The organism is Glycomyces sp. TRM65418 (genome assembly GCF_019710475.1).
Taxonomy (GTDB): Bacteria; Actinomycetota; Actinomycetes; order Mycobacteriales; family Micromonosporaceae; genus Glycomyces.
Window position 1 is genome coordinate 537406 of record NZ_JAJFAX010000001.1, and the last position, 23620, is coordinate 561025.

At 72.4% G+C, this 23620-nt stretch carries 22 protein-coding genes; 14 read left to right on the plus strand and 8 right to left on the minus strand.

Annotation, left to right across the window (positions count from 1 at the left end):
• The first annotated feature begins 128 nt into the window (after window positions 1-128).
• Complete coding sequence (locus K3N28_RS02475) at window positions 129-2222, plus strand: RICIN domain-containing protein (protein ID WP_228090887.1); 2094 nt, start codon at window positions 129-131, stop codon at window positions 2220-2222.
• A gap of 146 nt (window positions 2223-2368) precedes the next feature.
• Here the strand turns inward: K3N28_RS02475 and K3N28_RS02480 are convergent, their stop codons facing one another.
• Entirely contained in the window at window positions 2369-3382 is a 1014-nt protein-coding gene (locus K3N28_RS02480) for a LacI family DNA-binding transcriptional regulator (RefSeq protein ID WP_228090888.1), read from the minus strand.
• 624 nt (window positions 3383-4006) lie between these two features.
• Here K3N28_RS02480 and K3N28_RS02485 point away from each other — a divergent pair.
• Complete coding sequence (locus tag K3N28_RS02485; protein ID WP_228090889.1) at window positions 4007-5233, plus strand: MFS transporter; 1227 nt, start codon at window positions 4007-4009, stop codon at window positions 5231-5233.
• Between the two features lie 457 nt (window positions 5234-5690).
• Here the strand turns inward: K3N28_RS02485 and K3N28_RS02490 are convergent, their stop codons facing one another.
• Window positions 5691-6266 carry an ABATE domain-containing protein gene (locus K3N28_RS02490; protein WP_228090890.1) on the minus strand — a complete coding sequence of 192 codons (576 nt, stop codon included), beginning with the start codon at window positions 6264-6266 and terminating at the stop codon, window positions 5691-5693.
• Between the two features lie 104 nt (window positions 6267-6370).
• Here K3N28_RS02490 and K3N28_RS02495 point away from each other — a divergent pair, with 104 nt between their 5' ends.
• Window positions 6371-7534, plus strand: a complete 1164-nt coding sequence (locus K3N28_RS02495) for an epoxide hydrolase family protein (protein WP_228090891.1) — start codon at window positions 6371-6373, stop codon at window positions 7532-7534.
• Window positions 7535-7620: 86 nt separating this feature from the next.
• Here K3N28_RS02495 and K3N28_RS02500 read toward each other — a convergent pair whose 3' ends face one another.
• Entirely contained in the window at window positions 7621-8232 is a 612-nt protein-coding gene (locus K3N28_RS02500; RefSeq protein ID WP_228090892.1) for a maleylpyruvate isomerase family mycothiol-dependent enzyme, read from the minus strand.
• 256 nt (window positions 8233-8488) lie between these two features.
• Here K3N28_RS02500 and K3N28_RS02505 point away from each other — a divergent pair, with 256 nt between their 5' ends.
• Window positions 8489-8794, plus strand: coding sequence for an antibiotic biosynthesis monooxygenase (locus K3N28_RS02505; protein WP_228090893.1), 306 nt, complete (start codon window positions 8489-8491; stop codon window positions 8792-8794).
• A 255-nt stretch (window positions 8795-9049) separates the two neighbouring features.
• On the opposite strand, the gene K3N28_RS02510 is transcribed toward K3N28_RS02505, so the two are convergent.
• The 3 genes from K3N28_RS02510 to K3N28_RS02520 all read right to left on the minus strand — a co-directional run bounded on the left by K3N28_RS02510 (window position 9050) and on the right by K3N28_RS02520 (window position 12185).
• A complete protein-coding gene (locus tag K3N28_RS02510) occupies window positions 9050-10312 on the minus strand; it encodes an MFS transporter (protein ID WP_228090894.1) in 1263 nt (420 codons plus the stop codon).
• Between the two features lie 178 nt (window positions 10313-10490).
• Window positions 10491-11525, minus strand: coding sequence for a hypothetical protein (locus K3N28_RS02515; RefSeq protein ID WP_228090895.1), 1035 nt, complete (start codon window positions 11523-11525; stop codon window positions 10491-10493).
• Between the two features lie 141 nt (window positions 11526-11666).
• On the minus strand, window positions 11667-12185 hold the full coding sequence (locus K3N28_RS02520) for a hypothetical protein (protein WP_228090896.1): 519 nt from the start codon (window positions 12183-12185) through the stop codon (window positions 11667-11669).
• Between the two features lie 143 nt (window positions 12186-12328).
• Between K3N28_RS02520 and K3N28_RS02525 the strand changes: the two genes are divergently transcribed.
• Window positions 12329-13138: a CPBP family intramembrane glutamic endopeptidase gene (locus K3N28_RS02525; RefSeq protein ID WP_228090897.1), complete on the plus strand. Its 810-nt coding sequence runs from the start codon at window positions 12329-12331 to the stop codon at window positions 13136-13138.
• Between the two features lie 56 nt (window positions 13139-13194).
• Here K3N28_RS02525 and K3N28_RS02530 read toward each other — a convergent pair whose 3' ends face one another.
• Both K3N28_RS02530 and K3N28_RS02535 read right to left on the minus strand, forming a co-directional pair.
• Entirely contained in the window at window positions 13195-13965 is a 771-nt protein-coding gene (locus tag K3N28_RS02530) for an S-methyl-5'-thioadenosine phosphorylase (RefSeq protein ID WP_228090898.1), read from the minus strand.
• A 10-nt stretch (window positions 13966-13975) separates the two neighbouring features.
• Window positions 13976-15274, minus strand: a complete 1299-nt coding sequence (locus tag K3N28_RS02535) for a DUF2064 domain-containing protein (RefSeq protein ID WP_228090899.1) — start codon at window positions 15272-15274, stop codon at window positions 13976-13978.
• A 113-nt stretch (window positions 15275-15387) separates the two neighbouring features.
• On the opposite strand from K3N28_RS02535, the gene K3N28_RS02540 reads away from it, so the two are divergent.
• The 9 genes from K3N28_RS02540 (at window position 15388) to K3N28_RS02580 (ending at window position 23545) form a co-directional block, all read left to right on the plus strand.
• A complete protein-coding gene (locus tag K3N28_RS02540; RefSeq protein ID WP_228090900.1) occupies window positions 15388-16071 on the plus strand; it encodes a response regulator transcription factor in 684 nt (227 codons plus the stop codon).
• Window positions 16071-17309: a sensor histidine kinase KdpD gene (locus K3N28_RS02545; RefSeq protein WP_228090901.1), complete on the plus strand. Its 1239-nt coding sequence runs from the start codon at window positions 16071-16073 to the stop codon at window positions 17307-17309. The genes K3N28_RS02540 and K3N28_RS02545 overlap by 1 nt, the downstream gene beginning before the upstream one ends.
• Entirely contained in the window at window positions 17306-18592 is a 1287-nt protein-coding gene (locus tag K3N28_RS02550; RefSeq protein WP_228090902.1) for a hypothetical protein, read from the plus strand. The genes K3N28_RS02545 and K3N28_RS02550 overlap by 4 nt, the downstream gene beginning before the upstream one ends.
• A 20-nt stretch (window positions 18593-18612) precedes the next feature.
• Window positions 18613-19644: an NAD-dependent epimerase/dehydratase family protein gene (locus K3N28_RS02555; RefSeq protein WP_228090903.1), complete on the plus strand. Its 1032-nt coding sequence runs from the start codon at window positions 18613-18615 to the stop codon at window positions 19642-19644.
• Window positions 19645-19705: 61 nt separating this feature from the next.
• The gene (locus K3N28_RS02560) at window positions 19706-20227 is read left to right on the plus strand and encodes a DoxX family protein (RefSeq protein WP_228090904.1); all 522 of its coding nucleotides are present in this window, start codon (window positions 19706-19708) and stop codon (window positions 20225-20227) included.
• The gene (locus K3N28_RS02565; protein ID WP_228090905.1) at window positions 20224-20592 is read left to right on the plus strand and encodes a hypothetical protein; all 369 of its coding nucleotides are present in this window, start codon (window positions 20224-20226) and stop codon (window positions 20590-20592) included. Before K3N28_RS02560 ends, K3N28_RS02565 begins: the two co-directional genes overlap by 4 nt.
• Window positions 20593-21720, plus strand: a complete 1128-nt coding sequence (locus K3N28_RS02570; RefSeq protein WP_228090906.1) for an acyl-CoA dehydrogenase family protein — start codon at window positions 20593-20595, stop codon at window positions 21718-21720. It begins immediately after the preceding gene.
• Window positions 21721-21728: 8 nt separating this feature from the next.
• A complete protein-coding gene (locus K3N28_RS02575) occupies window positions 21729-22544 on the plus strand; it encodes a phosphate/phosphite/phosphonate ABC transporter substrate-binding protein (RefSeq protein ID WP_228090907.1) in 816 nt (271 codons plus the stop codon).
• 8 nt (window positions 22545-22552) lie between these two features.
• On the plus strand, window positions 22553-23545 hold the full coding sequence (locus K3N28_RS02580; protein ID WP_374209676.1) for a radical SAM protein: 993 nt from the start codon (window positions 22553-22555) through the stop codon (window positions 23543-23545).
• The last annotated feature ends 75 nt before the right edge of the window (window positions 23546-23620 follow it).

The window sequence follows — 23620 nt, forward strand, 5'->3', positions numbered from 1 at the left end:
TGTCAACGCCGTGCGGCGTTCGTCTCCAGTTCTTCTCCATTCCGTGACCACGGACTTGACCGTTCGAGCGAAGTCGTCCTAGGATGTGCTCCACCTAACATACAACGTTGTAGAAAGTAGGATCGCTCATGCCCCTTGTTCGAACGCGCAATGTGCGGCGGTTGGTCGCCGCCTGCGCCGTGACGGCGCTTTTGGCGCTGCTCGTCGCCCTCGTGCAGGCACCCGCCCCCGCTGCGGCGGTCACCACCGGAAACGGCGCACTCGTCTACTCCCCCGCGCCAGGCTCCTCGTTCAACCCCGAAGGCGGCACGCCCGCCGGCACCACCTACGCCAAGGTCATCGTGCTCAAGCACAGCGGCAGCGCGAACGGCACGCAACTGGTCACCTTCGACCAGCTCGTGCTCCAGAACGGCGTGCAGGTCTACCCGATCTACCGCAGCACGAACAACGGCACCAGCTGGACCAAGGTCGCCGACGTCAACCCCAGCGCCCAGTTCCCCGCCCTCACCCGCACCGCTCAGCCGTTCCTCTACGAGGTCACCCAGACCACCGGCGACCTGGCCGCGGGCACGATCCTGCTCGCGGGCATGATCATGCCGGAGGACCGCTCCTCCAGCCGCCTGGTGGTGTACAAGAGCACGGACCAGGGCACCAGCTGGAGCTACCTGAGCACCATCGACACCGGCGGACCCGCGGTCTACGACCCCTCGCCGACCTCCACCACGACCACCGTGTGGGAGCCCTCGCTGCTCATCGACGGCAACGGCGGCCTCGCCGCGTACTTCTCCGACGAGCGCCAGAAGGCCAACGGGGTGCTCCAGGCGATCTCCTACCGCCGCTCCACCGACGGCGGCAAGACCTGGGGCTCGCTGGTCAACGTCTCGGCGCCCACGAACCGGAGCGACCGTCCGGGCATGATCACCGTGACGAAGCTGCCGAACGGCCGCTACCTGGCGACCTTCGAGGTCGTGAACCGCCCCAGCCAGTCCAACAACACCGCGCCGGTCTACTACAAGACCTCCGCCGACGGCCTCAACTGGGGGAGCCCCACCTCCATCGGCACTCCGATCGAGCTGGCGGACGGCCGCGGCATCGGCTCCTCGCCGTACGTGACCTGGGTGCCCTCGGGCGGCCCGAAGGGGATGGTCGTGGTCGCCTCGAAATGGTCGCTCGACGCGAACGGCGCCATCGACGGCGGCCAGAACTTCTACGTCAACTACAACCTCGGCGAGGGCCCGTGGGAGCGGCTGCCGATGGCGGTCACCTACGACGCGAGCGACACCCAGGGCGGCAACTTCAGCGGCTTCGCCCAGGGCATCGACGTCAGCGTCGACGGCCGCACGCTCTACCAGGCCACGAACGTCGAGAACCTCCAGACCGGTCTCAACGACATCAGGGTCGGCTCCATCCCGCTCGACGCCCAGCAGTACGAGGCCGAGAACGCCGTGCGCAACGACGCGTCCACGGTCGCGCACGTGCAGGCCTCGAACGGATCGAAGATCGGCAACATCAACAACGCCGGCAGCTACGTCGAATTCACCGTCAACGTCCCGGCCGCCGGGACCTACACGATGAACGTCCGCTACGACAACGGCTTCGGCGCCACCGCCACCCACGGTGTCAGCGTCAACGGCGGCTCCTCCTCCTCGATCAGCTACCCGGCGACGGTCGACTGGGGCCGGTACCAGTGGGCCCAGAAATCCGTCAGCCTCAACGCCGGCGACAACACGATCCGGTTCACCAAGGGCACGAACTTCGCCGAGCTCGACGTCCTGCACCTCTACCGGAGCGCCGCGCTCGACCCGGTCTTCCAAGTGCAGAACCGGAGCAGCGGCAAGTACCTCGAAGTGCTCAGCGCCTCGACGGCCGACGGCGCGGCCGTCGGGCAGTGGGGCGACACGGACCACGCGACTCAGCGCTGGACGATCAGCGGCGGGAACACGGTGCAGCTCGTCAACCGCAACAGCGGGAAACTCCTGGAGATCCCCTCGGGCCAGACCGCCGACGGCGTCGACGCGGTCCAATGGGGCCCCACGGGCAGCGCCACCCAGTCGTGGACCGCGGTGACCAGCGGCGGCTGGTGGACCTTCGCCAACGCCAACAGCGGGAAGCTCCTGGAGATCACCGGCTGCTCGACCGCGGATGGAGCGGTCGCCCAGCAGTGGGCCGCCAGCGGCGCCACCTGCCAGCAGTGGCGTCTCGTGAAGGAGGGCATCCAATAGGAGGCCGCCGGGGCGGCGGGCGCATCGCCCGCCGCCCCGGCGGGGCCGCGCTCAAGATGCGGGCCGCTCGCCCATGCCGCCGTGCTCATCGCGGGGGCAGCCTCCGAGCAGACCCCGCTCCGCGGGAACGTCATGCGTCCCGGTGCTCAGCCCCCCGGGGCGGACTCCCGCTCGACGATGCTGAAATCCGCCAGCTTGGTGCGCGGCGGCAGGTCGGAACCGCCCCGGCCGATGCGTTCGAGCAGTGTGTCGACTGCGGTGCGGGCCAGCCATTCCCGGCCCGGGTCCACCGTGGTGAGCGAGGGAATCGAGTAGGCGGCCTCGTCCAAGTCGTCGAAGCCCAGGACCGCCACGTCCTCGGGCACCCGCAGCCCCGCCTCCTGGAGGACGCGCATCGCGCCGAGCGCCATCGTGTCGTTGAAGCCGAACACCGCGTCGAATGGGACGCCGCGCTCCAGCAGCTCGCGCATCGCCCGCGCGCCGTCGGCCCGGTGCCACAGGGTCGCCCGCACGACCAGCCGCTCGTCGTATTCGATCCCATGCGCGGCAAGCGCTTCGCGGTACCCGCGGAGCCGCAGTCGGGCGGAGCCCATCACCTCGGCCTCGTTCTCGCCGATGGCCGCGATCCGGCGTCGCCCCGAACCGATGAGGTACTCGGTCGCCGCCCGCGCGGCGTCCTCGTTGCGCATCGTCACGTGGTCGCACGGCCAGTCGAACGTCCGCTCGCCGAGCAGCACCAGCGGAAACGGGACGTTGAGCGCCTCGGTGTCCTCCTGGCCCATGCCGAGCGGGCTGATGATGAGGCCGTCGGTCATGCTCAGCCGCGGGCTGTGGAGCAGCGCGAGTTCGCGCTCGCGGTCGCCGCCGGTCTGCTCGACCAGTGTGACCAGGCCCTTCTCCTCGGCGGCCGCGATGATCATGCCGGCGAGCTCGGCGAAATAACTCAGGTTCAGCTCGGGGACGGCGAGGGCGATCGTGTCGGTGCGGCCCGACCTGAGGCTCCGGGCGCTCATGTTCGGCTTGTAGCCGAGTTCGGCGATCGCCCGCTCGACCTTCTCACGGGTCGCGGGACGGACGTGGGGGTAGTCGTTGATCACGTTCGAGACGGTCTTGAACGACACCCCGGCCAGTTTGGCGACATCGCGCAGGGTCGCTGCCATCGCACCTCCTCGGTCCGGCAAATCGTACAACGATGCAAACCGGTGGAATTCCGCTGACGTCCTCGAACGCGAAGGGCGGCCCCATCACCCGTCCTCGGCGTCGTGCATCATCGCGGCCGAACGCCTCCCCTCGGACTGGACTGCCGCACCTCCGCGTCGGCGAGCACGCAGGGCTTACGCTGCCGGGCACGGACTCCCCGCGGCACCGCCTGAACGTGATCGACGTCGAAGCGACATGCTGGGAGCAGCCGCCGCCGTCCGGGGCCGTCGGCGAGATCACCGCGACCGGACCGACGGCGGTCGACTGAGGTACCGGCTCACGCGGTGTTCGGCCGCGACCCCTGCCGGCCCGTACTCCAGGGAGACGGCCACCGTCGCGGGACCGCCCGTGAAAACGGTTCGCCATAGGTCAGGGACGCTTGCTATGGTCGGCGGCATGTCCACTCCGCGCAAGTCGTTACTGCCACGCTCCGACTTCGCGGGTGGAGTCTGCCCTGTTCCAGGGCGGTCTCGGGATTGTTCCGCCTGGTCTGACGCGTGGCTGCGCGACCGGGGGCCCGCGGGTCGCAGCTGCCGTGACAGCGACCGCAGCGCCGAATCCGGCGCACACACGAAGGACCTTCCGTGGACACCTCCACCGCTCCCGCGCGCCTTGGACTGGGCCGCGACTTCCGGCTGCTCGCCTCCGGGCGGGTCACTTCCCAACTGGGCGACCAGATCCAGTTCCTCGCCCTACCGCTCCTCGTCGTCGCACTGACCGGTTCGACGATCCAGGCCGGCATCGTGCTCGGCGCGCAGACCATCACCTCGCTCGCCTTCGGGCTGCTCGCCGGTGCGCTCGCCGACCGGTGGGACCGCAAGCGCACCATGATCGCCTGCGACCTCGGCCGGGCGGCCCTGACCGCGACCATCCCGATCGCCGCGCTCTTCGGGTCGGTGCCGATGGGCCTGCTCTACGCGGTCGCCGTCGCGAACGGGCTCCTGGGCACCCTGTTCGGGGCCGCGAGCACCTCGGCCCTGCCCAACCTCGTCGACGCCGAGGACTTGACCCGGGCCCTCGGCGGCCTCGGCGCGATCGAGAACACGGTGCGGCTCGCGGGCGCGTCGATCGCGGGCCTGGTCTATACCCTCGGCCGGACCGTGCCCTTCGCCGCCAACGCCGTGACGTTCCTGGTCTCCGCCGCCACCCTGCACCGCATCCGGCACTCCTTCCAGCAGGAGACCGAGGCGCGGCAGGGCGCGCCGACGCCGCGCGCATTGCTCGCCGACATGCGCGAAGGACTGGCCTGGCTCTGGCGCAAGCCGGTGATCCGCACGCTCGCTCTGCTCGATGCCGGTGACGCCCTTCGCTACGGCGCGGGCTACCTGCTGATCATCGCGCTCGCCGCGAGCTTGGACGCGAGCCCGACCCAGATCGGGATCGTGTTCACCGGTGCGGCGTTGGGTGCGCTGCTGGGCAATCTGTTCGCGCCGAAGCTCTCGACCCGGTTCGCCTTGGGGCGCCTGGCGATCGCGATGCTGTGGGTCGAGGCGCTGACATTCCCGTTCTACGCGATCGCGCCGACCTGGTGGCTGCTGCTGGTCGTCGCCTTCGCCGAATCGGTCGTCAGCCCGGTCTACAACGTCGCGCTCGACAGCTACCGCCTCGCCCGGACTCCTGACCGGATGCGGGGTCGAGTCACCGCCGGTATCGGCGCGGTGGTGACCGGCGCTTCGGCGATCGGGGCCGTCGCGAGCGGCTCGCTCATCGCAGCGATCGGCCCGGCCGCGCTCACCTGGGCGCTCGCGGGCTGGCTGGCGCTGCTGGCGACCGCCGCGACGCTGAGCGGCACCGTCCGCCGAGCCGAGTAGTGAACGGGGGTGAGGACCGGGGTCCTCGCCCCCGGCAGGTTGACCGGTAGGCGCAACCGGAGCCATGTCACGGTGTGGACGAAATCGGCGCTGAAGACCCGCCGATCGGCGCGTACGCGTACGGGGTTGACGGCCGGGACACTCATCCCGATCACCTGCAAAAGGCACCCAGGCGACACCGTCACCGTCGCGACGATCCGGCACGGCAACGCGGTGCTGCGCGCCTTCTACGACTTCTGCAGCGAGGAGGCCACTGGGGGCCGCCGCTGTCGGGGCGGCGGCAACGAGCGAGGGCCGGTTAGGCGAGTGCGAGCACGACGCCCGCGGCCTCAGCCCCTGCCAGAGGCCGTCCTGACGTTGCACTCGGCGAGGGGTTCAGCACGAGCGGGAACAGCGATTCCCGTTCAGCCCCGGGCACGTCCGGGCTCTCCGTTCGAGGAATGCCCCCGCAACCGGATCACTCCGCCGACCTGGGGTTTTCGCGCTGCTTGGCGTTGAAGCGCGCTTTCTTCCGGCGGTTCCCGCACGTGTTCATGTCGCACCATTTGCGGGTCCGGCTTCGGCTGGTGTCGAAAAAGGCGGCCCGGCAGGTCGGCGAGGCGCACAGAGCCAATGTTCCGTCTCGCTCGCCCGCGATGACGCTGATCGCGTCGGAGGCGATCACGCTGAGGGCGTCTTCCACACAGGACGCGGAGCTGAGGCGCCACCGCCGCTCGCCCTCGGGCGTCAGGACTGCTGCGGCCCGACCCTGAGCGCTACAGCCGTTGATGACTCGGACCGCCGATGCGGGGAGCGCGCCCTGGGTCGCGGCCGCTGTCGCGGCGGCGTGAATCGACTCCCTCAGTTCTCGGGCGAGGTCGAGCTGAGCGGTGCTGCAGGAGTCCACGGCGAGACCGTTCACCGCCAGCCAGTCGATGAGTCGCTGCGGCGTCGGAATGCGCTCCACGCTGTCGCCGTGACGCTCCGACAGCGTCCCCGTGAAGCTGGTCGCCAGCACGTTGCCGAGGCGGAACGCAGGGAACTGGCCGCGCATTGAACCCCCTTCTGCAGGTTGCACGTGGGCATGAGGGGATGGTAGAACCGTCTAAGCCGGTTCGCAATAGGGCGCGGCCGGTTCCCCGACGGCCAGGAGGTCTCATGCCCCGTCCGACCGGCGACGTGCAGGCATTCGAAGCCCGCGCGACTGATGCGGAGCTCGACGATCTGCGCGCCCGGCTGGCCGCGGCGCGGCTACCGGAGGCCGAGACGGTCGACCACTCTCGCCGATGGGACCAGGGTGTTCCTCTCGCCGACCTCGTCGGCCTCGTGGACTACTGGCGCACGGGGTACGACTGGCGGTCGTTCGAAGAGCGCCTCGACCGGATCGGCCAGTTCCGCACGACCATCGACGGCCTGGGAATCCACTTCCTGCACCGCCGATCCGCTCGCGCCGACGCCACGCCGCTGATCCTGACGCACGGCTGGCCGGGCAGCATCGCCGAGTTCATCGACGTAGTGGACGAGCTGGCGGATCCGAAGGACGCGGACGCGCCGGCGTTCCACGTCGTGGTGCCCTCGCTACCGGGTTTCGGTCACAGCGACAAGCCGGCCACGACCGGGTGGGGCACCGAGAAGATCGCGGCCGCATGGGTGGAACTGATGGGAAGGCTCGGCTACGGCGAGTTCGCGGCGCACGGCGGCGACTGGGGAGGCAATATCACCACGGTGCTCGGCGGCAGGTTCCCCGCGCACGTCCTCGGCATCCACACCACGTTCGCGGAGGGACCGCCCGGACTGACGACGGACGGGTTGACGGCGGTCGAGCGCAAGTGGGCCGAGGAGACCCGCGAGTTCTACGAGGGCCCCCGCGGGGCGTATGCGAAGCAGCAGGCGGCCCGGCCGCAGACCATCGGATACTCCCTCGTCGACTCACCGGTCGGGCTGCTCGCCTGGATCCTCGACAAGTTCGCCGAGTGGTCGGACACCGAGGACAGCCCGTTCGAGACGATTTCCAGAGACCGCGTGCTCGACGACGTCACGCTGTATTGGCTGACGCGGACCGGCGCATCGGCGGCCCGCATCTACTACGAGAGCCACAGCTCGCTCGATCCCGGACTGCGGGTCGACGTCCCGGCGGCGATCACCATGTACCCCCGCGACATCGAGAAGTGTCCGCGCCCCTGGGCCGAGGAGCGCTACCGACGGATCGTCCGATGGAGGTCGCCCGAACGCGGCGGGCACTTCCCGTCACTGGAGGTTCCCGAGTATTTCGTCGACGATCTGCGAGAGGGCCTCGCGGCAGTGCTGGCCGCTCAGCGGTGAGCGCGGCGGTCCTCAAGGCTCGAGCGTCTCGCTCGATTCCTCCCAGCTGGTGAGTCGGCCGCAATCCGGCGAAGGCGTACCGGCGGTCAGACGCCGGTGTGCGCCTTCAGGAAGGCGGCGACGGCTTCAGGGTCGCCCGTGAGCTCGGTTTCGGCGGCCTCGCGGCGACCGCTGAGGTAGAGCAGCAGCTCCACCGGGTGGCCGGTGAGCACGGCGCCTCCCGGGGAGCCGAAGCGGTGCGTCCGGCCTCCAGGACTGCGCAGTTCCAGACCGTGCGGGCGGATCTTGCGGGCGGCCCGCCAGCCGGTGAGGCGGTTCGTCTTCCAGGCGAGCGAGTCGAGGTCGGGGCGGTCGGTGCGCCGGCCCCGCCCATTGGCGCGGCGGACGTCTTCATGGTGGATCAGGAACTCGGTGCCGTTCAAGACCGTGCGGAGTCCCGGTATCCGCCACGGCAGCATCGGCGGTCCCGCACGGAGCCGGTCGATCAGGGCGGGGAGGCCCTTGGCCTTCGCCGTCGACATCTTGGCCTCGGTCCATGTGGCGAAGTGCTCGCGCAGCACGAGGTGCGCGGCGAGGTCGAGGGTGGCCCAGCCCTCGCACAGGGTCGGCGCGTCGGGGCCGAGCTCGGCCAGCAGGTCGCACAGGTCCCGGCGCTCTCGCGCATCCAGTGGCAATGCCCGTTCCCGTGTGGCGCTCATTCGCCGCCTCCCTCTCTTCGGACCGACTGTAGTACCCGATCTCGGGAGGTCCAGACCAATGATGGTCCAGGCGGATGGCCGTCCCTGCCCGTGCAGGGGGCCGCGCGCCGCTCGGACATCGAGCGAGGCTCCGGCCGGTCGCAACCGCGTTGCCGTGCCGGCAGGCGCGTGAGATCGTTTGCGGTGAGACCGCCTTCGAGCATTGGAGACAGGTCCTGCTCCTGCTTCGGTTCCCCGCCCGCCCTACTACGCCGTGGTGTTCACCTCGTCGCGAACGACCGGCGACAACGGCTACGGCGAACGTGCCGAGCAGATGCTGGAACTCGCGCGCGACCAGCCGGGGTTCCTCGGGGTCGACTCGGCCCGCGGCGCGGACGGCCTGGGCATCACGGTGTCGTATTGGAAGGACGAGGCGTCGATCGCCGCCTGGCGCGACCACGCCGAGCACGCGCTGACCCGGTCAGAGGGACGCGAGCGCTGGTACACCTCCTTCGCCGTGCACGTCGCCAAGGTCGAACGCAGCTACGGATTCGCTCGCCCGGCCGAAGAGCGAGCGCTGTGACCGTTGCCTCCGGCCCTGCACCCGACTCCGGCGCGGTGAACTCGTCGAGCACGGCGTGTTCGACGACATCGCCCCCGCCGACCGGATGGCCGGGACAGGCGGTCGGCGCTCATATCGAGTGGCGCAGGTTCGCCGTCGTCAGCCGGCCGGGTCGTACTGGAACTGGCGGAGCTCCTGCGCGCAGCGGCAGGCGGCGGCGAGCCCGTCCCGGCGGCCGACGAGCGCCGGCCGATCGAGGCCGAGGCGGAACCGGCCCTAGACCCTCGTGTCCGCTTCCGGCCTGCTCGCCGGGTGCGGGAGCGGCGTGACGAGCGCGGCGATCATGACCGCCAGCGGGACGAGCGTGGACAGCCACAGGACGAGTCGGAACGAGCCGGTCCAGTCGTGGAACAGCGAGTACAGCAGGGGGGCGAACGCGACCGCGGCGATGGTGACCGAGGCGACCACGCCGCGGATCGATCCGATGTGGGCGGTGCCGAACAGGCGCGGGGTCATGGCGCTCTCGATGGAGCGCAACGCGTTGCCGGCCGCGCCGATGGCGAGGCCGAACCCGAGCGCGGACCAGCCCGGCTCCACGGCGGTGCCCCAGGCGACCGCGAGGGCGAAACCGAGCATGGAGGCGGCCAGCAGCAGTCGGGGGCGGCCCCGGTCGACCAGGTAACCGAGCAGGAGCGTCGCGAGGGTGCCGGCGATGGTCTGGGGCAGGAAGTTCGCGGCCGCCTCGGTGGCGGACAGGCCCTGCTCGCCGAGCAGGGCGATCTGGTGGAAGCCGATGGCGGTGCCGAAGAACCCGGCGGTGCCCACGGAGGCGACCAGGACCCAGAAGTAGGGGTGGCGCATGGCCTCGCCGCGGGTCATGCCCCACTCGGCGGTGCTCGCGTGCTCGTTGGCCGGGTCGCCGTCGACGAACTGGCCGATGTCGCCGGGGCGATTGCGCACCAGGAGGACCGCGAGCGGGACGACGATGAGCGCGACGGCGGCGGCTTCGAGGTGCATGGCGGTGCGCCAGTCGGTGGCGGCGATGACGCGTTCGAGGATCACCGGCGAGATCGAGATGATGCCGCCGCCGATCGCGCCCTGCAGGCCCAGGACGGTGCCGCGGCGCTTGTCGTACCAGCGCGAGACCAGGGTGGCGGCGCACAGCCCGAGCGCGCCCTGGCCGAGCATCCGGATCCCGATGAAGCCCGCGCCGAGGCCGATGATGTTCTGGGCGAAGGAGAGTCCGACGAGGGCGAGGCTGAAGGCGGTGGCCACCACGGCCATGGTCGTGCGGGTGCCGTAGCGGTCCACGGCCCGGCCGATCCAGGGCAGGGCGAGCGCGCCGGTGAGGGTGCCGACCATGTAGGCGGTGGAGACGGCGGTGCGGGAGACGCCGATCTCCGCGATCATCGGGTCGAGGAAGACCGAGATCGACGCGGTCTGGCCCGGGGCGGTCAGGCCCAGGGCGATCGTGGCGACGACGACCATGCGCGGTCCGGCGAACCGGCGCTGGGCGGTGTGGGACGCGGTGGCGGTCATGCGGCGAGGCTCCCGAGGTGCGCTGGAAAACGTTGGCTTGCCGGTCGGCAGGCAGAGACGGTTCCAGCCTAGAGCGCGGCAGGCGCGAGGCGCCTCGTCAATTTCCGCATGCCGGGAGGCGGGCGAACGGGCCGCCGATGCCCATGGCCTGTTGGTTCGCCCGCCCGCAGGTCGGCCGTCATGTGCGCCGCGGGTGTGAACGGCCGCTCATGAGGTCGTGTCGGCTTCGGCGGATCGCGTAGGCGTAGACCGCCGCCGCGAGGGTCGCGCCCCAGGGCAGGAAGAACAATCCGGGCAGGCCTTCGCCCCAGTTGCTCCAGGTCATGTCGTCGAGCGCGCCCACGGTCACCGTGGTGACCCGCATGCCTCCCTGGAGGAGGATGATCGCGACCCAGGCTCCCGGCACCACGGCGGCCCAGATGGGCACCCGTCGCCCGCGCAGCACGGGAATCCAGCGGGGGAAGACCTCGCCCCAGGGCCGGACCAGCCCGAGCGTCAAGACCGCCCCGGCGATCGGCAGGCCCCCGAAGAGCACGGCCAACCCCAGACGCTCCAGTCCGGTCATGGTGTCGACGTAGCCGTCCGGGACGCCGAGCGGGAGCCCCACGGCCCAGGAGAGCCGCACCAGCGGGTAGGGCAGCGCGAGGAGCGCGGACGCGTAGGTCACCGCCGCTCCCCAGCGCGGCGCGCGGGCCGCCGCGAGGAGGCTCCGGCCTCGGGACAGCTGCGCGACGGCCGCCAGCGCCCACAGGACGCCGCCGACGATCGAGACCACCATCGCGCCCAGGGCGAGGTCCCACAGGCCCGTGTGGCCGAAGAACAGGTAGGTGAAGTTCTGCAGCACGCGCACGTCGGGGACGATCAGCAGCAGCACCAGGCTCAGGCACGCGGCCGGCATCGCCGGCCAGCGGTGATGCGGCAGGAGCCGGCCGGCCAGGACGGTCAGGAGGCCGGTGAGTCCGATGAGGAATGTCGCCCAGCCGATCGGCTCCGACTGGAGGCCTTCGAAATAGGACCAGACGTCCGCTGCCCGCCGGTCGTTGACGCCGAAGGGGCTGTCGGCGGCGCCGGTGGCCCAGAAGAGGCCCGCCACGCAGGCGAGGACGGACCATACGGCGGCGGCCGGTGCGGCCCGGGAACGCCATGATCGCCGCGAGGCGCGTTCCGGCGGTTCGTCGGTCGGATGCTGCGACGCTTCGGTCGTCGTGGACATGTCGGCTCCTTCGCTCGGTGAGGGCCGGACTGGAGCCGGCCTCCACACCAGCCTTCCCGGCGGGCGCTGCCGCGAGATCCCCCGTGCGGGGGAACCGGCTCCCGCCGCCGAGTGAACGCGCTGCTCGTGCGGGCCGAACGGTCAGACCGCCGGGCCCTCGCTCGGGCGGAGGAGGCGTTTGAGGAGGGTGTTCAGCAGGATGACGACCACGAGGAGCGCAGGCAGGTTCAGGAGTCCGAAGAGGATGACCGGCGGGATGTAGGCGGCCCAGGTCTTCGCTCCGGCCGCCCAGGCCCGGGGTTCGTCATAGCCTCTGAACAGCGAGGTCCGGCCCTCGATCAGGTGGGCTTCGGCCTCCTGACCCACTTCGCATCGACCCGGGAGCTCGATGCGGACCTCGACCGCGGGGCCGCCGTCGTCGGGGACGAACGTGCCCGTGCAGGCGCGGCCCTGTTTGACGTCGACGGCGCGCTCCACGGTCACCGTGCCGGGCACGCCGGCCTGGCCGTTCGTGGCTCGGTAACCGTCGATCAACGCCATCGCGTTCGCGTGCAACGCCACTGCGAACAGCGCCAGCACGAGGCCGAGGGCCGCGAAGAGCGCCGCCATGACCGCGGGGTGCGGCCGCTTCCGGCTCTGGTCACGCTCGGCTGCGCGCATGTTCGGCTCCACGGTTCGATCGGTTCGGTCCGCTCCAGCATGGCCTGCCCGTGCCATGGAGGCCGAAGCGGTCGTGCGGGCTGTCAGGGTCATGGCGGCGACGTGTCAGGGCCGTGTCAGCCGACAGGTCGAACCTCTGGTGCATGGAACGCACACCGCACCTCACGACCGCGACCGAAGCCGCTCGAACCGACCGGATCGTCGAGCGGCTGCTCGCCGACCGCCACTCGGTGCCGCTGTCGATCGCGCTGCACCTCGTCCCCGGGGCCCTGATCGTCGCGGCCTACTACCTCATCGGACAGCCGATCACGAAGGCGATCGACTACCCGATCTTCCTCGCCTGGGCGATCGCCTTGACCGTGGTGCTCGCGCCACTCCAGTTCGGCCTGCTGTGGCTGGGCCGCAGGCGCAACGGCCGGTACTCGCTGCGCGGCGTGCTGCACTACCGCGACAAGCCGTTCTCGCGCGGCGGGATCACCGCCATCGGCATCGGGCTCATGGTCTACATGACCGTGGTGGCGCTCGCGCTCGTCCCGCTCGACAACCTCGTGTACGAGTGGGCCTTCACCTGGGTGCCCTTCGAGGGCGCCGGCGGCAGCGCCACCGCCTACCTCGACGCGTACTCGCAGTCCTTCCTCCTGGTCACCCTGCTGGTCTGCCTGCCGTTCACCGGGTTCTCGCTGCCGCTCGTCGAGGAGTACTACTTCCGCGGCTTCCTGCTCCCCCGGCTCCCCCAGCTGGGCGGGTGGGCGCCGCTGTTCAACACGGTCCTGTTCTCGGTGTACCACTTCTGGGCGCCCTGGACGGTCCTGTCGAAGATCGTCTTCCTGCTCCCCGGCGTGTGGTTCGTCTGGCGCAAGCACGACCTCCGGGCGTCGATCTGGATGCACCCCGGTTCGGCGCTCCTCATGACCACCGCCGGCCTCATCGCCATCGCGCTCGGCCTCATGTAGCGCCGAACCGAGCGGGCGCCGTCCACACCGGACGGCGCCCGCTTCCGGCTGCGCGGTCAGGCCAGGTTCGGGATCGCCGCGTGCAGGAGCTCGCGGACCTTGTGGAGGTTCGCCTCGAAGACCGCGAAGACCGCCTCCTGCGTCACCGGTTCGACGTCCGGGTCCTCGTCGAGCCCGGCGTCGTAGTCGGTGACCAGCGCGATGCCGACGAAGGGCAGCCCCGCCTCCTTGGCGAGGGGCGCCTCCGGGGACTGGGTCATGTTCACGACGTGCCAGCCGGCGTCGCGGTGCCAGCGGGACTCGGCGCGGCTGGAGAAGCGGGGCCCGTTGATCACGACGACGGTGCCGCCGTCGTGGGCGCGGACGCCGACCTCGGCGGCCGCGTCGAGCACGACCCGGCGCAGGCGCGGATCGTAGGGTTCGGCGAAGGGGGTGTGCACGGGTCCGTCCTCGAACTCGTCGTGGAAGGTGGACTCGCGGCCCCACGTGCGGTCGACGATCTGGTCGCAGACGACGAACTCGCCGGGTCGGATCTCGGGGCGCAGCGATCCGGCCGCGAACGGGGAGACGAGGGCCCGCACCCCCAGCCGCCGCATCGCGTCCACATTGGCGCGGTAGTTGACGCGGTGGGGCGGGAAGCGGTGGCCGGCGCCGTGGCGGGGCAGGAACGCCACGCGCGTGGATCCGAAGGCGGCGATGTGGACCGGTGCGGACGGCGGCCCCCACGGGGTCGCGATCTCGTGGGTCTCCGCGTCGTCGGCGAAACGGTAGAAGCCGGTGCCGCCGAAGACGCCGATGTCGGCCCGGGGCCGGGACGGATCGTTCAATTCGTGCTCCTCATCGCATTCGTGCTCGGGCCAGGGCCAGTTGGGCCCGCATGTCCTTGATCGCGCGGAGGGTCCCGCCGACGGTGCCGGTGACCTTGCTCCTGCCGACCCGGGGCCGGTACGGGACCGCCACTTCGGCGATCCGCCAGCCGTCGTGTCCGGCGCGGAGGACCATTTCGAGCGGCCAGCCGGAGCGGCGGTCGGCGATGCCGAGGCCGAGGAGGGCGTCGCGGCGGGCGGCGCGCATCGGGCCGATGTCGGTGACGCGCGCGCCGCAGTAGCGGCGGACCTGCCGGGCGAGGTAGCGGTTGGCGACGCGGTTCTGCGGGGCCAGCGCCCCGGCCTCGGCGTCCCTGGCGCCGAGCACCAGGTCGGCCTCGCCGTCCAGGACGGGCCCGCAGACCGCGGGGAGGTCGCCGGGGTCGAGCGAGGCGTCGCAGTCCATGAAGGACACGACGGGTGCGGTGGCGGCGGCGAGCCCGGCGTGGCAGGCCGCGCCGAAGCCGCGGCGCGGCTCGGCCACGACGCGGGCGCCGTACTCGGCGGCGATCTCGGCCGAGCCGTCGTCGGAGCCGTTGTCGACCACGATCGCCCGGTAGCCCTTGGGCATCCGCTCGAGCACCCACGGGATCGCGTCGCGCTCGTTGAGCACCGGGAGGACGACGTCGACCTCCGGTTCCTCGGGCGGCGCCAGGTCGCACAGCACCGCGGCGGTACGGGTGCGCGGGGCGAGGCGGGCGATGGCGCGGGCGTCCTCCATGTCGTCGAGGTCGCGCAGTGCCGGGAGCTCGGCGACGGTCAGGCCGAGGGCCCGGAGCCGCTCGAGCTGCCGCAGGCCGGTGTCGGCGCGGCTCATCGGGACGTCCCGGAACGCGTCCGGGTGCGGGCGGTGCAGGCCCAGGGCCCACCAGCCGCCGTCCTCGGCCGGCCCCAGCGCCGCGTCGCGCCCGCCGTCGACCAGCGCGGACAGCGACGCGTCGAGCAGTGCGGCGGTGATCTGCGGGGTGTCCATGCCGATCTGGAGGCCGGGCCCGCCCGCGTGCGCCCAGGCCGCGGCGAGCCGCTGGTTGAAGGTGCCGTCCGCCTGCGGGACGACCTCGAAGCCCTCGGGCAGCCACGGGCCGGGCTCGCCGTCGAGGGCGAGGACGCGCCGGTCGGCCCCGCAGGCGGCGACGGCCTCCAGGGTGTCGGCGAGCGCCGCCTCGGCGACCGCGGCGGCCTCGGCCGGCGTGAGCGGGGGCGTGAGCCGGGTCTTGGACCGGCCCGGGAACGGGGCTTTGGCCAGGACGAGGAGATGGATCCTCTGCATGAGGCCGATGCTACTGAGCGCGCGGCCCTCCGAGGCCCGGAGTTTGCTTACGGTATGCGAAAGTCTCGGCCCGTCGCTTGGCGCGGGGGCCCGCCATCGGCCATCGTAGGGGCATGGTTCCCGATGCCGACCCGCGCGTGCTGGTCGTCGACGACGATCCCGCGCTGGCCGACGTCGTCGCCCGCTATCTGCGCCGCGAGGGCTTCGAGGTCGACTACGCCCCCGACGGGGCCACCGGCCTGCGCCGGGCCCTCGCCACCCTGCCCGACCTGGTCGTGCTCGACCTGATGATGCCCGGCATGGACGGGTTCGAGGTCTGCCGCCGCCTGCGCCGGGCCACCTCCATCCCGGTGGTCATGCTGACCGCGCTCGGCGAGGAGGACGACCGCATCGCCGGGCTCGACCTCGGCGCGGACGACTACGTGACCAAGCCGTTCTCCCCGCGCGAGCTCGCCGCCCGGGTCCGGGCCGTCCTGCGCCGCGCCGCGCCCGGGGCCGCCGAGGTCCTCAGCGCCGGGGGCATCGAGGTCGACACGCTCGCGCACCGCGTCAGCCGCGGGGGCGAGCCGGTTTCGCTGACGGCCAAGGAGTACGACCTCCTGGTGTGCTTCCTGACCAATCCGGGGCGGGCGTTCCGCCGCGAGGAGCTGCTCGAGAGCGTGTGGGGCTGGCGCATCGGCGACACCTCCACCGTCACCGTCCACGTCCGCCGCCTGCGCGAGAAGGTCGAGGACGACGCGTCCGCGCCCCGCCACCTGACCACCGTCCGCGGCGTCGGCTACCGATGGGAGCCCTGATGCAGCAGCGCCGGCGCCGACGCGGAGGCTCGCTGCTGATCCTCGCCGTCGCACTCGCGGCCGCCACCGCCCTCGCGGTGAGCTTCGACTTCCCGCCCCGCGACATCGCCGTCCTCGCCGCGACCGCCGCGGTCGCGTCCGCGGTGGCCGGCGGGATCGGCGGGGTCGCGCTGCGGCGCCTGCGCAACCGGCCCGCGGGCGTCCAGACCATGGCCGTCGCGCTCTCCTCGGTCCTGGTCGCCGCCACGGGCGTGGTGACCGCCGCGCTCGCCATGTTCATCTCGCTGCACGACCTCGTGGTGCTCTTCGTGGTCCTCATCGTCGCCTCCGGCGTCGCGTTCGGCGCGGCATGGCAGCTCGGCGACGACATCGGCGCGGGCGCGCAGCAGGTCGGCGCGTACGCGCGGACCATGGTCGGCGGCGACGGCGCCATCAGCGCCGAGCGGGCCCCGGCGGTGACCGGACCGGGCGAACTGGCGGCGCTCGCGCGGGAGCTCGCCGACGTCTCGCACCGGCTGGACGAGTCGCGGCGGCGCGAACGCGCCCTCGAAGCGTCCCGGCGCGAGCTCATCGCCTGGGTCTCCCACGACCTGCGCGCCCCGCTCGCCACCATCCGCGCCATGGCCGAGGCCCTCGACGACGGCGTCGTCGGCGGGGACGACGCCACGGTCAAGCGCTACCACGCGCAGATCCGCACCGACGCCGAACGGCTCACCGCGCTCGTAGACGACCTGTTCGAGCTCTCCCGCATCCACAGCGGGGCGCTCCGGCTCGGCGGCGAGAAGGTCGACCTGAGCGACGCCGTCGCCGACGCCCTCGCCGGGGCCGCCGCCGCCGCGGACCTCAAGGGCGTCACCGTGGTCGAGCGGCTGTCGGGGCTGCCGCCCGCGGAGGTGTCCGCGCGCGAGTGCTGCCGCGCCCTGGACAACCTGTTCGACAACGCGATCCGCCACACGCCGCCGGGCGGCACCGTCGTGGTCGAGGCGGCCGCCGACGCGGACGCCGCCGTCCTCCACGTGGAGGACGAATGCGGCGGCATCCCCGAACCGGACCTGCCTCGCGTGTTCGACATCGCCTTCCGCGGCGACGACGCCCGGCGGCGCGACGAGCGCGGCGGCGGCCTGGGCCTGGCGATCTGCCGCGGCCTCATCGAGGCCCACGCGGGCTCGGTCGCGGTCGCCAACACCGCGGGGGGATGCCGCTTCACCGTCCGGCTGCCGACCGGGGAACGCCGGTGACCGCGCCCCGCCGCACGGCCCTGACGGCCGCCGTCCTCGCGTCCTGGGCGCTGTTCCTCGCCCTCGTGTGGGTGTTGGGGCAGTACAAGGACGCGATCACCGCCGAGGACCTCGTCCTGGGCGCGATGCCGCTCTTCGGCAGCTGGGAATGGCGTCTCGACGTCGAGCTGCTCGTCCCGATCGGCGTGGGCGTGCTGCTCATCGCCGTGCTGCCCGTGATCAGCGCGCGCGGCCGGTGGCGGGCGGTGGCGGCCGCGGCCGCGCTCGGCGGCATCGCGTTCAGCCTCGCCCTGGCCCTCGCGCACTCCCACCCGCTCACCTGGCAGGACCTGGACAACCACTACGGGAGCCGCATCCACGTGGTGGACGACGCGGGCGGGTTCGGGCCGTTCCTGCGGCAGTACACCGACGTGCAGCTCACCGACGTCTACCCGGTCCACCTGCAGTCCCACCCGCCCGGGCTCGTCCTGTTCTTCTGGGCGGCGGCGAAGATCGGCCTCGAAGGGCTCGTCTTCCAGAACGCCGTGATCATGCTCGCCGCGGGCGCGGGCATCGCCGCCGCGCTCGCGATCGGCCGCGACGTCGCCGGGGAGCGCCTCGCGCGCCGCGCCGCGCCGTTCCTCGTCGTCGTCCCGGCCGCGTTCTGGCACAACAACGCCGACATCGTCTTCGCCGGGGTCACGCTCGCCGCCGTGGCGTGCCTCGTCCTGGCGACCAACCGGACCGGCGCGCGCGCCGTCGCGTTCACGGCGGCGGGCGGGCTGCTCGCGGGTGCGGCGCTCATGCTGTCGTTCTCCGCGGTGCTGTTGGCGCTGCCGTTCCTCGTGGTCGCCGTGCGGCGGCGGCGCTGGGACGTGCTCCTCGGCGGCGGCGCGCTCGCGGCCGCCGTGGTGCTCGCGCCGCTCCTGTGGGGCTACTGGTGGCTCGAAGGGCTCCAGGTCACGCGCGTGCGCTACTACGCGGGCGTGGCCTCGGTCCGCGGCTACTGGTACTTCCTGGTCGCGAACCCCGCGGTGTACGCGCTCGCGCTCGGCCCGGCGATCGCGGTCGCCCTCGCGCGCCTGCGCGACCGCCGCATGTGGATCGTCGTCGGCTCGTGCCTCGCGGCCGTCGCGATCGCCGACCTCTCGGGCATGTCCTCCTCCGAGACCGAGCGGATCTGGCAGCCGTTCATGCCGCTGACGCTCCTGGCCGGGTGCGCCCTGGACCGTCCACGGGCCTGGCTGACCCTCCAACTGGCCGTCGCCGTCGCCCTCGCCGCCGCGCTGCGCGTGCACTGGTGACCGAGAGAAAGGCAAGACCCATGCGAGTACTCGTGACCGGCGGCGCCGGGTTCATCGGCGGGCACGTCGTCGAGCGGCTCGCCGCGCGCGGCGACGACGTGGTCGTCCTCGACTCCCTCACCGCCCACGAGCGGCCCCCGGCCCACCTCCCCGACTCGGTCGAGCTCATCGTCGGCGACCTCGCCGACGCCGAGGTCCTCGAGCGGGCGGTCGAGGGCGTGGACGCGGTCTGCCACCAGGCCGCGCGGGTCGGGCTCGGCGTCGACTTCGACGACGTGGCCGACTACGTCGCCGACAACGACGGCGGCACCGCGAACCTGCTGCGGGCCCTGTGGCGGCGCTCCTTCGCCGGCCGCCTCGTCATCGCCTCCTCCATGGTCGTCTACGGCGAGGGCCGCTACCGCTGCCCCGAGCACGGCGACGTCCGCGCCGAACCCCGCCGCGCGGCCGACCTCGACGCCGGGCGCTTCGAGCCGGGCTGCCCCCGCTGCGGCGCCGACCTCGCCTGGGCGCCGGTCTTCGAAGACGCCCGCCTCGATCCCCGGAACGTCTACGCCGCCACCAAGGTCCACACCGAGCACCTGGCGTTCCTGTACGGCCGCGAATCCGGCGCGCGCGTGTGCGCCCTGCGCTACCACAACGTCTACGGCCCCCGCATGCCCCGCGACACCCCGTATGCGGGCGTCGCCAGCGTCTTCCGCAGCGCCCTGGAGGCCGGGAAGGCCCCCCGGGTGTTCGAGGACGGCGCGCAGACCCGCGACTTCGTGCACGTCGACGACGTGGCCCGCGCGAACCTCCTGGCCCTCGACGGCGCCTGGGAGGGCGCGTGCAACGTCGCCAGCGGCGAGCCGCGCAGCGTCGGCGACATGGCGCGGGCGCTCGCCGCCGCGATGCCCGGCGCGCCCGAGCCGGTCGTCACCGGCGAGTACCGGCTCGGGGACGTCCGCCACGTCGTCGCCTCGCCCGATCTCGCCGCCGAGGCCCTGGGCTTCCGCGCCGAGACCGGCTTCGCCGAGGGCATGGCCGCCTTCGCGCACGCGCCGCTCCGGTAGCCGGCCGCGGCTTTCGCATCTTGTAAGGTCCGCGCGGCCGTTCGCGTGCTGTACTCGGAGGATGACGACAACAGCGTCGTATCCGCCGTCCCGGTTCGGCGCGTGGCTCATCGCCGCCACCCGCGTCGGCGTGGCGTTCCTGTGGATCGACAACACCTCCTGGAAGGTGCCGCCCGACTTCGGCGAGGACGACGGGGGCAGCCTCTACCGCTGGACCCTGCTCGGCGTCGAGCACCAGGTGCTCGCGCCGTGGGCCTGGTTCGTCGAGCACGTCGTGGTCCCGAACTTCACGCTCTTCGGCTGGGCCGTCCTCGCGATCGAGGCCTCGTTGGGCGCGTTCCTGCTCATCGGGCTGTGCACCAGGCTGTTCGCGCTGCTGGGCCTCGTCCAGACGCTCGCCATCACGTTCTCGGTGCTCAACGCCCCGCACGAGTGGTACTGGGCGTACCTGCTCATGCTGCTCGTCCACCTCATGCTCTTCGCGACCGCGGCCGGGCGCTTCGGCGGCATGGACGGCCTCCTGCGGCCCGTCTGGCACCACCGCCCGGGCCGGGTCCACCGGCTCCTGGAGGCGGCGTCATGACCGGCCCCCGAGGACTCGACCGGGCCGCGCTGGCCCTCGGGCTCGCCTCCGTCGCGAGCCTCGTCTTCGCCTTCAAGGGGCTCGACGAGTTCCGGTTCATCGCCATCGGCGGCCCGTCGATCGCGGTCGCGCTCGGCCTCGGCGCGCTCGCCGTCGCCGCCGGCCTCACCGGCGTGCGGGTCCTCGTGCTCCTCGCCGGGCTCGGCTTCGCCGCCGCGGCCCTGCTGCAGCTCATCGCCGCCGCCAATGGCGAACGCTGGCTCCAGGCCGACCTCGCCGCCATGTCGTTCTGGCTCGGACTCGCCGTCGGCCTGCTCCTGGTCGGCGCCTCACCGAAGACCACCGCCACTTCCGAAGGGGATTGAATGGACACCTCAGCCGCGCTGGAACCGGTCCTGCGCACCGCCCGCGACCACGCCGCCGACGTCGACGCCGAAGGCCGCTTCCCGACCGAGGCGGTCACCGCCCTGCGCGACAGCGGCCTGCTCGGCCTCACCCTCCCGCTCGACGCGGGCGGCCTCGGCGGCGGACCCGCGGACCTCGTCCGCGTGGCGGGCGGGCTCGCCGCCGCCTGCGGCTCGACCGCCATGGTCTACCTCATGCACGTCAGCGCCGCCATGACCGTGGCCGCCGCGCCGCCGCCCGCGCAGCCGAAGCTGCTGGGGCAGATGGCCTCCGGGGAAGCGCTCGGCACGCTCGCGTTCTCCGAGCCCGGCTCCCGCTCCCATTTCTGGGCGCCGACCTCGGTCGCGAGCGCCGACGGCGACACCGTCACCCTCGCGTCGAAGAAGAGCTTCGTCACCTCGGCCGGCCACGCCGACGTCTACGTCGTGTCCACCCAGAGCCCGCCCGGCCGCGCCGAGGGCGTCGACCTCTACGCCGTCCCCGCCGACGCCGACGGCATCGCCGTCGCGGGCCCGTGGAAGGGACTCGGCCTGCGCGGCAACGCCTCCTCCCCCATGACCTTCGCGCTCGACACCGACGCCGGCCACCGCATCGGCGCCGCCGGAGGCGGATTCGGCCTCATGCTCGAAACCGTCCTGCCCTGGTTCAACCTCGGCAACGCCGCGGTCTCCCTCGGTCTGGCGCAGGCCGCCGTCGACGCGGCCGTCGGCCACGCCTCCGGCGCGCGACTCGAGCACCTCGGCGAATCGCTCGCGCAGCTGCCGACCATCCGGGCGCATCTGTCCAAGACGTCCATCGAGCTGGCCGCCGCGCAGGCCTACCTCGACGCCACCGCCCGGAGCCTCGCCGCGCCCGACGAGGGCACCATGCTCCGCGTCCTCGCCGTCAAGGCCCTCGCCAACGACACCGCCCTGCACGTCACCGACGCCGCGATGCGCGTGTGCGGCGGCGCGGCCTTCGCGAAGGGCCTCGGCCTGGAGCGGTACTTCCGCGACGCCCGCGCCGGGCACGTGATGGCCCCGACCGCCGACGTCCTCTACGACTTCTACGGCAAGGCCGTCTGCGGCCTGCCCCTGTTCGAAAGCTGAGGCTCACCATGGATCGACCGCTGCTCGTCGGCGCCGTCGCCTACACCCCCAACGTGGTCCCGATCTGGGAGGGCATCCGCGACTACTTCGCGGGTGGACCGGCCGAGATGGACTTCGTGCTGTTCTCCAACTACGGCCGCCAGGTCGACGCCCTCATCGACGGGACGATCGACGTCGCCTGGAACACCAACCTCGCCTGGGTCCGCACCGTCCTCCAGACGCAGGGGAAGTGCCAGGCGCTCGCCATGCGCGACACCGACCTGAAGTTCCGGACCGTGTTCGCCGCGCGGGCCGGGAGCGGCTTCACCGGTCTCGCCGATCTGCGCGGCCGCCGCGTCGCCCTCGGCTCGCGCGACTCGGCGCAGGCGGCGATCCTGCCGGTCCAGTACCTGCGCGAGGCCGGGCTCGACGACGAGGACGTCGAGCTCGTGCGGCTCGACTCCGACATCGGCAAGCACGGCGACACCGGCCGCAGCGAACTCGACGCGATCCGGGTGCTCCTCGACGAGGACGCCGACGCGGTGGCGCTCGGGATCAACACCTGGGACGCGATCGGCGCCGACGAGCTCATGGGCGACGCGCTGGAGGCGTTCTGGACCTCGCCGGCCTACTGCCACTGCAACTTCACCGCCCTCGACTCGCTCCCGCCGGAGCGGTACGGCCTCTGGGTCGAGCAGCTGCTGGCGATGTCGTGGGACGAGCCGGAGCACCGCCGGATCATGGAGCTCGAAGGACTCGAACGGGCGTGGGCGAAGCCCGATCTGGCCCGGTACGCCTCGCTGTTCAAGGCGGTCGAGGACCAGGGGATCTCAGCGCGGTGGTGACCTCGGGGATCGTGCTCGACCTCGTCGAGCGCGTCGGCGGCGCGGTGGCCGGCTCGCTCGTCGAGGTCCCGGCCGCCGCGACCGACGCCGACCTGATCGGGCGGTGGTGCGAGCGGGCCGGCCACCGGTTGGTCGCCGTCGAGGACGGGGTCGCGCGGATCAGGCGCGGCCCGTTCCCCGACGACGCCGCCGTCCTCGCCTCGGTCCCGGCCGAACGGCGGCCCGGGGCGCGGCTGTGGATCTACACCAACTTCGACTGCAACCTCGCCTGCGACTACTGCTGCGCGAAGTCCTCGCCGAAGGCCGAGCGGAAGGCCATCGGCCCCGAGCTGATCGAACGGCTCGTCGCGGAGGGCGCCGACCACGGCGTCACCGAGGTCTTCCTCACCGGCGGCGAACCGTTCCTGCTGCTCGACCTGGACCGGATCGTGCACGCGTGCGTCGAGCGGGCGCCGACCACGCTGCTCACCAACGGGATGCTCTTCCGCGGCAGGCGCCTCGACATGCTCAAGGCCATGCCCCGGGAAGGGCTGGCGCTGCAGATCAGCCTCGACTCGGCCACGCCGGGGCTCCACGACCGCCACCGCGGCGCGGGCAGCTGGCAACGCGCGCTCGACGGCATCCGCACGGCCGTCGGCGAGGGCTTCCGCGTCCGGGTCGCGGCCACGGTCGCGGCCGGAGAGAGCGGCGCGGACGAGGCCCGGGCGTTCCACGCCCTGCTCGACGAGGTCGGCATCGACCGCGACGACCAGGTGATCCGCCCGATCGCCCAGCGCGGCTTCGCGGAGGACGGCGTGGCGCTCACCGTCGAGTCGTTGATCCCGGAGGTGACGGTGACCGCCGACGGGGTCTGGTGGCATCCGGTCGCCGCCGAGCACGAGGACCAGCTCGTCACGCGGGACCTGTTCCCGCTGGGCGCGGCCATCGAGCAGGTGCGGCGGCGCTTCGCCGAGTACCGGCGCGAATCCGACACGGCCGCCCAGCGCTTCACCTGCGCCTGAAGGCCGGGTCTCGGACAGCCGCCACCGGCCCCGCCCGCTCGGGCGGGGCCGGTGGCGGTTCAGAAGGACGTGTGC